Here is a 13,824-nt window from a genome sequence, read left to right as displayed (position 1 = left end):
GCACTACCGACAGAACCCCGTGACGGCTACTGTCAAAACGTCAGTTCCGAGCCTCCACTAAACCCGGGACGGGACAGGGCGTGGCCTGAGGCCGTGCCAGGTTCGCCGGTGTAGGTGATGACGGAGAGTCCGGTGTCGCCGCGCAGCTCCAGGTCTCCCGGGTGAGTTCGAGGTCTCCGGCGATCGGGCGGGGCATCTGTGTTGTAGACGTGCGGTGGAGGTCGGATGTTGTGGCCGGCCCACCCGTGCGCTCAAGGGCGTGTCCGGTTTGGGCGGATGAGCCCTCGTCGGACGGCGGTCGCGACTGCTGCGGTGCGGGAGTCCGCGTTGAGTTTGGTGAAGATGTGGACGAGGTGGGACTTGATCGTGGCTTGGGAGAGGAAGAGCTGCTGGGCGATCTGTTGGTTCGACAGTCCATGAGCCACGAGCGTCAGCACTTCGGTCTCCCTGGTACTGAGGGACGTGGCAGGGGTCCGAATCCGCTCGATGAGTCGATCGGTGACGGCCGGGGCGAGGGCCGACTGCCCAGCTGCTGCGGCGCGGACAGCGGCGAGGAGCTCCTCTGGCGGCGCATCCTTGAGGAGGTAGCCGGACGCGCCCGCTTCGACGGCAGCGATGATGTCCACTTCCGTGTCGTAGGTGGTCAGGACGATCACGCGGGGCGCACCGTTCCTGCCGGTGATGGCCTTGGTGGCTGCACTGCCTCCCATTCCCTGACCGAACTGCAAGTCCATGAGGACGACGTCGACATCTCCGATCTTCGTTCGCAGGACCGCAGCCTCAGCGGTTGCGGTTTCGTCGACGACGGTGATGTCAGGCTCCGACTCGAGGACCGCCCGCAAGCCGGCGCGGACGACAGGGTGGTCATCGACGAGCAGCAGCCGGATCGGTGTCACGTGGCCCCACCCGATCCCACGTCGGCCGCGTCGGCCTCAGCTGCCCGTGAGGCGGCGGCCCGGTCGAACAGCACCGAGACCGCAGTCCCACGGCCCGGTTGTGACTCCACGGTCAGCACGCCGCCGAGCTCTGCGGCGCGCGATGCCATGGAGCGCAGCCCGAAACCTCGGGAGCCGGCCACCGCCACGGCACCCGGACCTGCGCTCGCTTCGGATCGGAGGGCAAAGCCAATGCCGTTGTCGACGATGTCGAGGGTGACGGCCGCATCCATGACGGTGAATGTGACGTCGGCGCGGGTGGGCTTGGCGTGCTGGGTGGTGTTGGCCAGGGCCGTTTGGGCGATGCGCAGGAGCGCGACTTCGGCCGGTGTGGTCAACAGGACCGGGGGTCCCACCTCGTGGAAGGACACCGGGATGCCTGAGCGGGACGTAGTGGTCTCGCACAGGCGTCGCAGGGCTCCGGTGAGCGTTGACTCCTCAAGATCACCAGGAGCCAGGGCCCGCACGAACCGTCGTGCCTCCGCGAGGTTCTGGTGCGCCTCGTGACGGGCCTGCTCGACCAGGTCCAGTGCCCGGGCCGGGTTGACCTCGCGCTCGGAGTCCAGGGACCGGGTCGCAGCGCGGAGCAGCAGCTGGATGCTGGACAGGCCCTGGGTCAGTGTGTCGTGGATCTCCCGAGCCAGCCGTTCTCGTTCGTCCATCACCCCAGCCCGGTGTTGCACGGCTGCCAGGTCGGACCGGGTACGGTCGAGCTCGAGGATCAGCCGGCGCCGGCGCTCGGACTCGGCATAGAGGGCCTGGTAGCCGAACACGGTCGCGGTGACGACCCCGGCCCCGAGGACGGGGCCGATCACCATGGCCGCGGTCAGGGTCCTCTGGTGCCAAGCGAACCCGGCCACCGCCGCCACGGTGACCACGGCGACGGCGGTCAGTCCACCGCGACGGGGCAGCAGATGAAGCAGCAGAAAGAACCACGGGAACGCCAGATAGACCGCTTCCGGGCTCACGGCCAGCAGCGCCAGCCAAGCAGTCAGTAGCAGCGCGAGCCAGGCACGCGCCGCGCGTGGTGACCGGCTCACCGCGGCCCATCGTGGCCCGACAGAGTAGACGATCGCGACGAGACCAGCGAAGAGCACGACCAAGGGCCAGCCCGATGTGCGGCCGACCACGGCGCGCAGAGCGGTGAGGACGAGCAGGGCAGCGACGAGCAGGTGGACGCCCCAGCGCAACGCCGTAGGGATGGGCATCCGCTCCAATCGGCCGCTGGCGACAGTGGAGCCCGAAAGGGCGGACGAATGAGAAGACATGTCTCGGATCACCTTACGGCGCTGCCGGTGGGCCCGGCATCCATCGAAAGTTTGACCAGCCGCTGCGTCCTTCGATCACCCACAACCAACCCGCTGGCCGATGGCGCGCGCGCCCATTTCAGGGACCGTGGTCGTTAACGCCGCAACCCGCGGCGCCCCCCGGCCCCACGAGAGGCGCGCGCAGTGGCGCGAGCCGCAGCCGGGACGTTGTGAAAGGAAACCGCCGGCGTGTTCGTCGCCATCCGAGATCTCCGCTTCGCCAAAGGACGGTTTGCCTTGATGGGCATCGTCGTCACCCTCATCACCCTGCTGGTCGTCCTGCTCTCCGGTCTCACGGCTGGGCTTGGCCGCGGCAACACCTCCGCCATCACCGACCTGCCCGCCGACTACCTCGTGTTCTCGGCCCCCGCTTCCGGAGCCAAGCTGGCGTTCACCGACTCGTCCATCCCACCCTCGGTGCAGGCGAGCTGGTCCCGCGTCCCGGGCGTTCAACGGGCAGATCCCGTCACCGTCGCCATGACCCGGGCCGGGGTCGGCGGACGCACCGCCGGCGTCGCGCTCTTCGCTGTCCCGTCCGGGTCGCCACTAGCGCCCGGGCTCGCCTCCGGGCGGGTGGTCCTGTCCACCAAGGCGGCCAAGGCCTTGGAGGTGGCCGTAGGTGACCACCTCGACGTGGCCGGCCAGTCGGTCACCATCGCCGCGGTGTCCGGGGACGACGAGTTCTCCCACGCCCCCGTTATCTGGGCCGTCACCACCAACGCGCCCTCGTCCGGTCAGAAGCCCGGAGAAGCCACGTTCCTGGCCCTGACCACCGACAGCGACAGCGCCGCCCTGGCGGCCGCCGACCAGCGGCTCGGCACAACCACCCTCACCCCGGCGCAGTCGCTGTCCGCGATCGGTTCCTACACCTCCGAGAACGGTTCACTCCAGCTGATGCGAGCCCTGCTGTTCGCGATCTCAGCCTTGGTCATCGGCGCCTTCTTCACGGTCTGGACCGTGCAGCGCAGCGGCGAGATCGCCATTCTCAAGGCCCTCGGTGCGTCCACCCGCTACCTCCTCAAGGACGCCCTCGGCCAGGCACTGGCCCTCCTCGCCCTCGGCACCGCCCTCGGCGCCGGCCTAGCGGCAGGCATCGGAGCCGCCATCACCACCCTCGCCGGCACAGCCGTGCCGTTCGTGCTCAACCTGCCCACCCTGCTGCTACCCGCCGTCGTGATGATCGTCCTCGGCCTCGCCGGCGCCGCGGTCTCCCTGCGCACCGTCACCACCGTCGACCCCCTCACCGCCCTAGGAAGTGCCCGATGACGCTCCACCTCGACGACGTCACCCTCACCTACCCCGACGGGGACCAGCGCCTCACCGCGCTCGACCACGTCAGCCTCACGGCCGAACCCGGCACCTTGACCGCGATCGTCGGTCCGTCCGGCTCAGGCAAGTCCAGCCTGCTCGCCGTTGCAGCCACCCTGATCACCCCCGACTCGGGCCGCGTCCTCCTCGACGGGCGCGACGTTGCTGGACTCAACCGGGCCGAAACCGCCGCTGTCCGCAGGCGGCAGATCGGCATCATCTTCCAGAGCTCAAACCTGCTGGCATCACTCACCGCCCTGGACCAGCTCCTCGTCGTCGCCCACATGGCCGGCCACGACATGACTGTCGCGTCAGAGCGCGCCAAAGACCTGCTCGACGCCGTCGGGCTCGCCGCCCAAGCCGACAAGCGCCCCCACCAGCTATCCGGAGGGCAGCGCCAACGAGTCACCATCGCCCGAGGACTCATGAACCATCCGTCGCTGCTTCTCGTCGACGAACCCACCAGCGCGCTCGACACCCACCGCGGCGAGGAGATCCTCAACCTGCTGCGGCGACTGACCACCGACCGCGGCCTGACCACCGTCATGGTCACGCACAACAAGGAGCACCTCCACTCCGCCGATCGGGTCACCGAGATCGTCGATGGCAGAACCCGCCAGCTCGCCGACTGGTGACAGTCCCGTGCCGACCCCTGCATCTTCGGCACCCGGAGTTCAGACACTACGTGTGGCCGTGCGGGACGGCCTTGCCGGCGTCAGCCGCGTCATCGGTGTGGTCCGTCTCCGCGGAACCACACCGCGAACGATTACCGCCACCGTCACCGCGCGTACCGAGACCTGGGCCGTCGAACACACATTCCTCGCCAACGACGAGCAGACGGCGTTGCTGCAACGCCAGTTGGAACGTCTGCCCTGCGTGGTGGAGGTCAGGATCCTGACGACGAGTCGCCCTTGAGAGACGCCTGGCCGGCGACTCCTCCGCGCCTCAAAAGCCCGGCGGAGGGTAGTCCTAGCCGTCTGCCGGCCGTCTGCAGGCCGTTCCCGGCAGCGTCATCAAGGCAGCGGCGGTTAGACGAACCGCCGACTCCTCAGAGCTCCGGATGAACGCAGGGGTTGGAGGAAGATGCCCACCTCTGCAGTTCCGGTGAGCACGACCGCGGCTCGCGGCGAGGCTGAGGGACAGACTGATCGGCGATGGCCCGCTGGAGCCGCGAGGGCAAGTCTCTTTGAGGTGAGCTGCCTCAGGAGGTGACTGTGGGGACGTGCCAGATAGCAGGAGGATCGCACGAGGGCGTGAGGGATCGCAGCCGCGATCAATGTCTTCGCAGGCCAGATCTTGTTTTGGCCGCGGTTTCGATGGATGGCTTGTAGACAGGCGGTTAGGGGTGCGAGTCCCCTCGCCAGCTCCACACGCTTGTGCCGGTCGCGGGCGATTCTTCGTCGGGAGCCGCTCGCGAGGGCGAGCCTCACCCAGCCGCGCGGCCACACCTCCGGACCGGGGGGCCGCGCGGCTTTCAGGACCCGTGGTCGGCGGGCGCCGGGCCGAGGTGGTGCTCGACGATCGACCACCAGTGCCGAGTGCCCAGACTGCCGTGGGCGCCGGCGAGGTCGACCCATTCGCCGACCACCACGGGCTCCGGGTCGCCGTCGACGGCGAGGACGGGAACGTGGGCCCAGGGCGTGGGGTGGGGATAGGCGGCATCGCGGACGCCAACGACGTTGCGCACGAAGCCGATGCAGCGGGTCGAGGTTTCTCTCGCGCCGCCGCCCAGCACGTGGGTCAGGAGCCGTGCGACGCCGAGCGGGGGGTCGGCGCGCTCGGTCCCGGGCTCGAGGAAGCGCGTCGGCAGGTCGAGCCCCTTGGGGCCTCGCACGCAGAAGAAGCGAGCGGGCTCGCCGCCCGGGCGCCGGACCAGCAGGAGCCGCACGATGATCGTCGGCTCGGGCAGCGGCACGTCCTCGCCGACCCAGACCTCCGCGTCGCCGCCGGCAGGAAGCCACGCGGCGTCGACGGTCGTGACGAGCAGCTGCGCACCCGTCACGGGAGGTCCGCCACCCGACGAGCGAGGTGGACGCTGACGTCGGCGCTGATCTCGACCGCCTCGGGCAGGACCTGCAGGACCTGGTCGAACACCTTCGCCCGGTCGGCAGCCGGCAGCTCGATATAGGCCGAGACCGTCGACAGGTAGCCGACGAAGTCGCCGGCTGACATCGTCAGGCGCCGCTCGATGACCGACTGCTCCACGTCGGTGAAGAACTCGGACCGCTCGAGCTCGGTGCCCGGCCACTGCATCGGCTGGTCGGCCGGCGTCCCGTCGGGAGAGGCGATCTCGTCGCTCTCGAGGAACGGCTCCCGGGCCGCGCGCACGGCGTCCGCGACGGCCGGGTCGGCCAGCTGGACCGGGCCGCCGAACGACGCGAACACGCCGCCGGACTCCAGCAGCGCGGCCATGCGCGACCACCGGCCCTCCGGCTGCGTCCAGTGCAGCGCCGCCGCGGCATAGACGAGGTCGTGACGGCCAGCGTCTCCGAGGTCCTCGAACGCCGCCTGCCGGGTCGTGACGGTCGTTGGCACGTGGCGGCGCAGCTCCTCGAGCATGGCGGCGTCGGGCTCGGTCGTCGTGACGGCGACGCCGCGGCCGGCGAACAGCCGGGTGGCCTTGCCGGTGCCCGCGCCGATCTCGAGCGCCGTCCCGATGGGCCGCCGTGCGTAGGCCGCCACTGCGTCGAACAGCCTGTGGGGGTAGCCCGGACGGAACCTCTCGTATGCCGCAGCGACCGTCCCGAAGCTCAGTGCACGTGCCGCCATGCCGAGCATCCTGACACGACGCGCCTCACTCGTCGGCCGGCAGGGCCTCGAGCTGCGCCGCGAGCTCGGGGAGCGAGCGCGCGACGAGGTTGGCGGGCTCCATGGCGTCCGGGTAGGGCGCGCCCGTGCGGTCGATCCATGCCGCCCGCAGCCCGGCGGCCTTGGCGCCGTGGACGTCCCACGGGTGGACGGCCACGAGCATCGCGTCCTCGGCTGCCACGCCGCACTCGCCCAACGCGTACGCGTAGGCCGATGCCGCCGGCTTCCAGGCTGGCGCGTCCTCGACGGAGAGCACGTGCTCGAAGGCGTCGCGGATGCCGCCGCGCTCGAAGAGGCCCTCGGCGATGTCGACCGACCCGTTGCTCAGGGTCACCAGCCGCAGCCCGAGCGCCCGCAGCGCACGGATCCCGTCGCGTACGTCGTCGTGGAGGGGGAGGGCGAGGAAGCCGCCCATGATGTGGCGCGTCGCGGCCTCGACGTTCGCCTTGTCGTGCAGCACCGTGTGCAGGGACGAGCGGGCGACGTCGGCGAACGCGGCGTTGCGGCCCGTCACGGCCAGGGCGAAGCCGTCACGCAGCAGGCCGGCGAACCACGGCGCGGCGAGGTAGGGCGGCACGCCGACCTCGACGAACCGGTCGCCGAGATGGGTCATGTCCGACAGCGTCTCGTTGACGTCGAGGACGAGGAGCCGGGGTCGCCGGTCGAGGGCGGTGGGCGTCGCAGAGGTCATGCCCCATGGTGCCCCCGTGCGGCGTCTCGCGTCCCGCGAAGGTCAGCGACGTCGCAGGTGCACGAGGCAGGCGCCCTCGCGGGCGAAAGGGGCGAGCTCCACCTCGACATCGGTGGTGCCTGCGTCGTCGAGGGCGGCGCGCAGCATCTCCTCGTGCATCGTGCAGACGACGCCCGGATGGGCTCGCGCCGAGGCCAGGACCGGGCACGTGCGCAGGGCCACGTCCCCCGACGGGTCCCGCTCCGGGGAGAAACCCGCGGTCCGCAGGAGCGTGGTCACCCGTTCGACGGGGGAGGGCGCGCCCGCCGGCGCGGAAGGAGCCCCTCTCGCCGGCCGCGACGCGGGGCCGTGCGCGAGCTGCGACGCCCACAGCCGTCCGATGGCCCGGGCGTGGATCTCGGCGTCCGGTGTCGTGGAGAGGTGCTCGGCCATGGCGGCCACGAGCTCGTCGGTGGCGACGGGCTCCGCCACCTGCACGGCCTCGAGCACGAGTCGTCCGCGCGGGGTCAGTCGGTGCCCGTGGGCCGGTCGTCCGCGGGTGCCTGCCACCTGCGGGACGCGCTCGAGGAGCCCCTCGGCGACGAGCCGGCCCAAGTGGGCTCGGGTCGAGTTCGGGTGTCCGCCGAGGTCGGCGGCCAGGTCGCCGACGGTCGTGGCCCCACCCGCGACCTCACGGTCCGCGACCGCCGCGAGCACCCGGCGCCGCGCGGTGGCCAGCTCTGGGAGCGGCACGGGGCCACGGACGCCGTCGACCGCGTCGACCGCGTCGACCGCGTCTACCGGCGCGGCCGAGCCCTTGGTGCCGGCCCGGTTTGGCGTGGGCCGCGGGCCAGGAGTATTTTTCACATGGCAAGTGTAATAAATAGTCTGCCCATCCGCACCGAGGAGACATCGTGACCGCAGCCCAGCCCCTACCCGTGTCCGACATCAGCGCGCCCGCGTGCGGGTGCGGCTGCTCCGACGACGGCGAGCCGGAGCTCGACGTCCGGGTCATCCCGCACGCCATCCGGCACGCGACCGTGTTCGGTGCGCTGGGGGCCGTGCCCGCGGGTGGGTCGATGCGTCTCGTGGCACCGCACGACCCCAAGCCGCTGCTCGCCCAGATCGCCGAGCGCGAGAGCGGCGCCATCGAGGTCACCTACCTCGTCACCGGGCCGGACGTCTGGACGCTGCGCCTGGCCCGTCGCGCCTGACGCACGACATCCGCCCGTGCCCGACACCGACAGCAAGCCTGACCCCGCGCCCACCAGGACCGCGGACCACGGCGAGCGTCCCACTGCAGCAGCGCTTCCCGGCCGCGGCAACTGGCCGCTGCGTGACCACCCGACGACGCTCTGGCTGACGGCTGCGCTCGTGGTCGCCGCCGTCGGGCGAGGTCTGCCGGCATCGGACTGGCTCGTCGTGCACCTCGTGCTGCTCGGTGCGGTCACCCACGCGGTCATGGTGTGGAGCACGCACTTCGCCCAGGCCCTCCTCAAGACGCCGCCGACGGTCGACGGGCGGCGAGAGCAGGGGCGACGGCTCGCGCTGCTCGTCATCGGCACCTTCCTCGTCCTCGTCGGCGTGCCTGCCGGCTGGTGGGCCGTGACGCTCGCCGGCGCCACGACCGCAGCCGCCGCCGTCACCTGGCACGGCGTGCAGCTCTGGCGCCGGCTGCGGTCCGCGCTGCCCGGCCGCTTCCGGATCACGATCCGCTACTACCTCGCCGCTGCGGCCTGCATGCCGGTGGGCGCGACCTTCGGCGTGCTCCTCGCGCGCCAGCCGGCGGACCCGTGGCACGCCCGGCTCCTCGTCGCCCACTCGCTCACCATGGCCCTGGGCTGGCTCGGCCTCACCGTCACGGGGACCCTCGTCACCCTCTGGCCGACGATGTTGCGGGCCAAGATGGACGACCGGGCCGAAGCGCTGGCCCGACAGGCACTCCCGCTGCTCGGTGCCGCGGTGGCACTCTCGGTCACCGGCGCCCTCCTCGACGTGCGGACGCTCTGCGCGACGGCACTGCTGGCGTATGCCGTGGGCCTGCTCTGGTGGGGTCGTGCCCTCCTCGCGCCGGCCCGTCGCAGTCCGCCCCGGCGCTTCGCCACCGTGTCGGCCGCGGCGGCACTCGCGTGGCTCGTCGCGACCGTCGTCGCGGTCGCCGTCCTGCTGCTCGGCGCAGCGGACTGGTCAGCGGTCGGCGACCGGTACGACCGCGTGGCCGGCGCGCTCGCGGTCGGCTTCGCCCTTCAGCTCGTCCTCGCCGCCCTGAGCCACCTCGTGCCGAGCGTCCTGGGCGGCGGTCCGTCGGCGGTGCGCGCGGGCCTCGGGTGGTTCGAGCGGGGTGCGCCCTTCCGGGTCGTCGTCCTCAACGCCGCGGTCCTGCTGTGGCTGCTGCCCCTGCCGTCTGCCCCCCGTGTCGTCGCTGCCGTCGCGGCCTGCCTCGCGATCGCCTCGTTCCTCCCGCTCGTCGGGCTCTCGGTCCGGGACTCCGTCCGGGCTCGCCGTGCGGCCTCCGGCCCGGACGGCCCTTCGACCCGGGTCCCGACGCGAAGCCCGTTGCAGGACAAGCCCTTCTGGTCCTCGCCGCAGCTCCCGGCAGCACTCTCCGTGATGGCCCTCGCCGTCGCGGTCGGCCTGGGGCTGCCGGCCGCCCGCGCCACAGAGGCCGGGGACGGCACCACTCCCACCGGCCACACGACCACGGTCCGTGTCGTCGCCGACGCCATGCGGTTCACGCCCGCCACGATCACCGTCCCGCGCGGCGACCGGCTCGTCGTCGAGCTGACGAACCGCGACGCCACGACCACCCACGACCTCGTCCTCGACACCGGGGCCCGCACCCCGCGCCTGGCCCCCGGCGCCACCGCCCGCCTCGACGCGGGCGTCGTCGGCGGACCGGTCGAGGGCTGGTGCTCCGTCGTCGGGCACCTGCAGATGGGCATGGTGCTGCACGTCAGGGTCTCCGGCGCGCCCGCAGCGGAGGGCGCCCCGGCCGCGGCCCTGCCCGGCCCGGCCTCCGGTGGCCACGCGATGCCGGCGACCCCGGGGCAGCCGGGCCACTCGGCCATGGCACCGGGCTTCACGGCATACGACCCCGTCCTCCCTCCGCTCACCGCAGCGCGTACCCACCGCGTGACGCTCACCGTCGAGGAGCAGGAGCAGGAGGTCGCGCCGGGGCGGTGGCAGCGGCGGTGGACCTACGACGGCACGTCGCCCGGCCCGACCCTGCACGGCCGCGTCGGCGACGTCTTCGAGGTCACCCTCGTCAACCACGGCACGATGGGCCACTCCGTCGACTTCCACGCGGGGTCTCGTGCGCCGGACGACGTCATGCGCACGGTCCCGCCGGGCGGCAGCCTCACCTACCGCTTCACGGCGACGAGAGCCGGCATCTGGATGTACCACTGCGCGACGATGCCGATGTCGGCCCACATCTCGGCCGGCCTCTTCGGCGCCGTCGTCATCGAGCCGCCGGACCTGCCGGCCGTGGACCGGTCGTACCTGCTCGTGCAGTCCGAGGCCTACCTCGGTGCCAGCACGGCACGCGGCAGCGCCAGTGAGGTGGATGCGACCAAGGCACAGGGCGACTCGCCGGACGTCGTCGCCTTCAACGGTGTCGCCGACCAGTACGACACGACACCCCTGACCGCACGGGTGGGGGAGCGGGTCCGCTTCTGGGTGCTCGATGCCGGCCCCAACCGGCCGACGAGCTTCCACGTCGTCGGGGCGCAGTTCGACGCCGCCTGGGCCGAGGGTGCCTGGCTGCTGCGCCCCGGGACGTCCGGGGGCAGCCAGACGCTGTCGCTCGGCGCCTCCCAGGGCGGTTTCGTCGACACAGTCTTCGCGGAGCCGGGCCACTACGCATTCGTCGACCACGTCATGGCGGACGCCGAGCGCGGCGCCCACGGCATCATGGTCGTCACGCCGTGACGACCACCACCGAAGGGAACAGCTGATGTGCAGCTACTGCGGGTGTGCCGACCTCGAGGTCGTCGGCCGGTTCATGGCCGAGCACGAGCACATCGTCAACCACCTCGGCGCCCTGCGCGACGGGCTCGAGGACCCGGTCCGGCGCCGTGCGGCCGCAGAGACACTCGCGGCGCACCTGCTGCCCCACGTCGAGGCCGAGGAGGCCGGGCTCTTCACGGTCATGGCCCGCGACGAGGTCTTCACCGACCACATCAGCCGGCTGTGCGGCGAGCACCACGAGCTCGACGACCTGCTCGCCCGCGTCGCCGACGGGGAGGTCGACCTCTACCCGCGCTTCGAGGACGCCCTCCGCGAGCACATCAACCGCGAGGACAACGGGCTCTTCCCCGCCGCGGCCATCCACGTCGGGGGCCAGGAGTGGGACGAGGTGGAGCGGCTGACCCCGAGGGCCGGGGCGGTCAGGACGGACCGCTAGGGGACGACTCGCGGGGCGCGCCGTCGTCCAGACGCGCGTGGACGTCGACGACGGACTCGGAGCCCGGCTCGTGGCGGCCGGCCCGGGGCAGTCCGACCGGCCACCAGATCCGGTCGCCGAGGTCGTAGGAGACCGCCGGCACGAGCAGGCTCCGGACGACGAGCGTGTCGAGGAGCACGCCGAAGGCGACGATGAAGGCGATCTGGACGAGGAAGAGGATCGGCAGCACCGCGAGGGCCGAGAAGGTCGACGCCAGGACGATGCCCGCGCTCGTGATGACCCCGCCCGTGACGGCGAGCGCGACGAGGATGCCCGGACGGGTGCCGCGCGAGCGCGACTCCTCACGGACGCGGGTCATGAGGAAGATCGAGTAGTCGATGCCGAGGGCCACGAGGAAGACGAAGCCGTAGAGGGGCGTCGACGGGTCCGAGCCCGGGAAGTCGAAGACGTGGTTGAACGCGATCGCCGAGACGCCCATGGTCGCGGCGAACGACAGGACGTTCGCGGCGACGAGGACGAGCGGGGCGATGATCGAGCGCAGCAGCAGCACGAGCACGACGAAGATCACGGCGAGGATCGTCGGGATGATGACCTTGAGGTCACGCTCGCTCGCCAGCCGCACGTCGAGGTTGGTCGCCGTCGTGCCACCGACGAGCACGTCGCTGCCGACGCGGTCCAGCGAGCTGCGGAGCGTCTCGATGGTGTCCTCGGCCGCGACGCTGTCGGCGGCCGCGTCGAGGGTGGCCTGCACGATGACCTGCCCGTCGACGACCTCGGGCGGCTGGCCCGGGACGAGGCCCGCCTGCGGGTTGCTCACGCCCGCCGTGGCCTCGAGCACCTGGACCACGGCGTCGGCCTTCGCCTGCGGTGCGGCGATCTGGACGGGGGAGCCGGAGCCGGCGGGGAAGTGGCGGGCCAGCACCTCCTGCCCGGTGACGGAGTCGACCTTCGTGAGGAAGAGGTCGGACTGGGCGATGCCGCGGGCGTTGAGCGTCGGCAGGAAGGCGGCGCACGCCAGCAGTGCGAGCAACGTGATCACCCAGGTGCGGCGCGGGCGCCGTCCGACCAGGCCGGCGACCCGGCCCCAGATGCCGCGCGTGCCGACGGCGTCCGCGCTGTGGACGTGGTCGACCCGCGGGACCTGCGGCCAGAAGATGCGGCGACCGATGAGGAGCAGCACCGCGGGCAGGAACGTCAGCGACGCGACGAAGGCCCCGACGATGCCGAGCGCCCCGACCGGCCCGAGGCCCTTGGTGCTGCCGAGGTCGGACAGCCGCAGGCAGAGCAGGCCCAGGACGACGGTGGCGGCGCTCGCCGCGATCGGCTCGAGCGAGGCCCTCCATGCCGTCTTCATCGCCGCCCACGTCGACTCCTCGTCGTGCAGCTCCTCCTTGAAGCGCGCGACGAGCAGCAGCGCGTAGTCCGTGGCCGCACCGACGACGAGGATCGACAGGATGCCCTGGCTCTGGCCGCTCAGGCTGATCGCGCCGTTCTTGGCGAGCGGGAAGACGACGAGCGCGGCCAGCGACAGGCCGAACATCGCCGTGATGAGCACGGCGAAGGGCAGGATCGGGCTGCGGTAGACGATGAGCAGGATGAGGAAGACGACGCCGAGGGCGACGAGCAGCAGGATGCCGTCGATGCCGCTGAAGGCGATGATGAAGTCGGCGAAGAAGCCGCCGGCGCCCGTGACGTGGACCGTGAGTCCCGACGAGCCCAACGACGACGCCGCGGACTCACGCAGGGCCTGCGCGACGGCATACAACGCCGTGTCGCCCTTGATGGTGACCTCGGCCTGGTCCGCGAGGAACGCCACGGGGACGAGGGCGGCCTGCTTGTCCTGGCTGGGGATCGCGGCCGTGGGGGGCGCCTCGAGGAACTCGCCCACCGTGCGGCTCGGGTCGGCGAGCTTCAGGTCTGGGATGCCCGCGACCCAGGTCTGGATCGCCTGGAGGTCGGCCGGCGTCAGGCCGCTCGTGCGCTCGACGACGACGAGGTAGGGCAGCGTCTGCGTGTCGGTGGTGCGCTGCACGAGCTTGCTCACCGACGTCGACTCGGCCGAGGGCGGCAGGAAGTTGGCGTTGTCGTTGGTCGCGACCTCCGACAGCCGTCCGACGAGCGGGCCACCCACGCCGCCGATGGCGAGCCAGGCGAGCACGGCGAGGGCCGCGATCCACCGCACGGCGGCGCGTCCCCTCGGTCTCGTCGGCCCGCCCGTGCCCCGAGAAGTCTCGCTCATGGTCACATCATGGAGCAGACGCAGGCGGCAAGGTTGGACACCGCGAGGAGACGACCGGTGTGCCGGCCCCGGCGGCCCGGGACCTGAGGCGATTCCGTGGTGCGCCGGCGCGTCGGGGAGGACACTCGTGTGGGGGACCACAGGGACTCACC

At 71.9% G+C, this 13,824-nt stretch carries 13 protein-coding genes; 6 read left to right on the top strand and 7 right to left on the bottom strand.

The window, feature by feature from the left end:
• Positions 1-251 precede the first annotated feature (251 nt).
• Together IEY30_RS10510 and IEY30_RS10505 are read right to left on the bottom strand one after the other, a co-directional pair.
• The gene (locus IEY30_RS10510; RefSeq protein WP_030193575.1) at positions 252-896 is read right to left on the bottom strand and encodes a response regulator; all 645 of its coding nucleotides are present in this window, start codon (positions 894-896) and stop codon (positions 252-254) included.
• Positions 893-2,203, bottom strand: coding sequence for a sensor histidine kinase (locus tag IEY30_RS10505; protein WP_229674934.1), 1,311 nt, complete (start codon positions 2,201-2,203; stop codon positions 893-895). The genes IEY30_RS10510 and IEY30_RS10505 overlap by 4 nt, the downstream gene beginning before the upstream one ends.
• Before the next feature lie 279 nt (positions 2,204-2,482).
• Between IEY30_RS10505 and IEY30_RS10500 the strand changes: the two genes are divergently transcribed.
• The 3 genes from IEY30_RS10500 to IEY30_RS10490 are packed head-to-tail and all read left to right on the top strand — an operon-like array spanning position 2,483 to position 4,465.
• Positions 2,483-3,508 carry an FtsX-like permease family protein gene (locus tag IEY30_RS10500; RefSeq protein ID WP_229674933.1) on the top strand — a complete coding sequence of 342 codons (1,026 nt, stop codon included), beginning with the start codon at positions 2,483-2,485 and terminating at the stop codon, positions 3,506-3,508.
• The gene (locus IEY30_RS10495; protein ID WP_030193582.1) at positions 3,505-4,185 is read left to right on the top strand and encodes an ABC transporter ATP-binding protein; all 681 of its coding nucleotides are present in this window, start codon (positions 3,505-3,507) and stop codon (positions 4,183-4,185) included. The genes IEY30_RS10500 and IEY30_RS10495 overlap by 4 nt, the downstream gene beginning before the upstream one ends.
• Before the next feature lie 52 nt (positions 4,186-4,237).
• Complete coding sequence (locus IEY30_RS10490) at positions 4,238-4,465, top strand: ACT domain-containing protein (protein ID WP_030193585.1); 228 nt, start codon at positions 4,238-4,240, stop codon at positions 4,463-4,465.
• Between the two features lie 559 nt (positions 4,466-5,024).
• Here IEY30_RS10490 and IEY30_RS10485 read toward each other — a convergent pair.
• Genes IEY30_RS10485 through IEY30_RS10470 form a run of 4 tightly spaced genes read right to left on the bottom strand, consistent with a single transcriptional unit; the run spans position 5,025 to position 7,895 of the window.
• Entirely contained in the window at positions 5,025-5,552 is a 528-nt protein-coding gene (locus IEY30_RS10485) for a hypothetical protein (protein WP_052358283.1), read from the bottom strand.
• Entirely contained in the window at positions 5,549-6,319 is a 771-nt protein-coding gene (locus tag IEY30_RS10480) for a class I SAM-dependent methyltransferase (RefSeq protein ID WP_030193591.1), read from the bottom strand. The genes IEY30_RS10485 and IEY30_RS10480 overlap by 4 nt, the downstream gene beginning before the upstream one ends.
• 25 nt (positions 6,320-6,344) lie before the next feature.
• The gene (locus IEY30_RS10475; RefSeq protein ID WP_030193594.1) at positions 6,345-7,049 is read right to left on the bottom strand and encodes a haloacid dehalogenase type II; all 705 of its coding nucleotides are present in this window, start codon (positions 7,047-7,049) and stop codon (positions 6,345-6,347) included.
• Positions 7,050-7,091: 42 nt separating this feature from the next.
• Complete coding sequence (locus IEY30_RS10470) at positions 7,092-7,895, bottom strand: helix-turn-helix transcriptional regulator (RefSeq protein ID WP_156035088.1); 804 nt, start codon at positions 7,893-7,895, stop codon at positions 7,092-7,094.
• Positions 7,896-7,942: 47 nt separating this feature from the next.
• On the opposite strand from IEY30_RS10470, the gene IEY30_RS10465 reads away from it, so the two are divergent.
• The 3 genes from IEY30_RS10465 to IEY30_RS10455 are packed head-to-tail and all read left to right on the top strand — an operon-like array spanning position 7,943 to position 11,433.
• Positions 7,943-8,242 (top strand): DUF2249 domain-containing protein, encoded by a 300-nt coding sequence (locus IEY30_RS10465; protein WP_229674932.1) that lies wholly within the window; start codon positions 7,943-7,945, stop codon positions 8,240-8,242.
• Between the two features lie 16 nt (positions 8,243-8,258).
• Entirely contained in the window at positions 8,259-10,958 is a 2,700-nt protein-coding gene (locus tag IEY30_RS10460) for a multicopper oxidase domain-containing protein (protein WP_030193601.1), read from the top strand.
• 25 nt (positions 10,959-10,983) lie between these two features.
• Entirely contained in the window at positions 10,984-11,433 is a 450-nt protein-coding gene (locus IEY30_RS10455; protein ID WP_030193604.1) for a hemerythrin domain-containing protein, read from the top strand.
• Here IEY30_RS10455 and IEY30_RS10450 read toward each other — a convergent pair.
• Entirely contained in the window at positions 11,417-13,672 is a 2,256-nt protein-coding gene (locus tag IEY30_RS10450) for an MMPL family transporter (protein WP_229674931.1), read from the bottom strand. The two genes, IEY30_RS10455 and IEY30_RS10450, sit on opposite strands and share 17 nt — an antisense overlap.
• Between the last annotated feature and the right edge of the window lie 152 nt (positions 13,673-13,824).

This window comes from Terrabacter tumescens (assembly GCF_014646815.1).
Taxonomy (GTDB): Bacteria; Actinomycetota; Actinomycetes; order Actinomycetales; family Dermatophilaceae; genus Terrabacter; species Terrabacter tumescens.
Note: the sequence above shows the minus strand (reverse complement) of the source record. Positions and strands in the feature narration are given on the sequence as shown.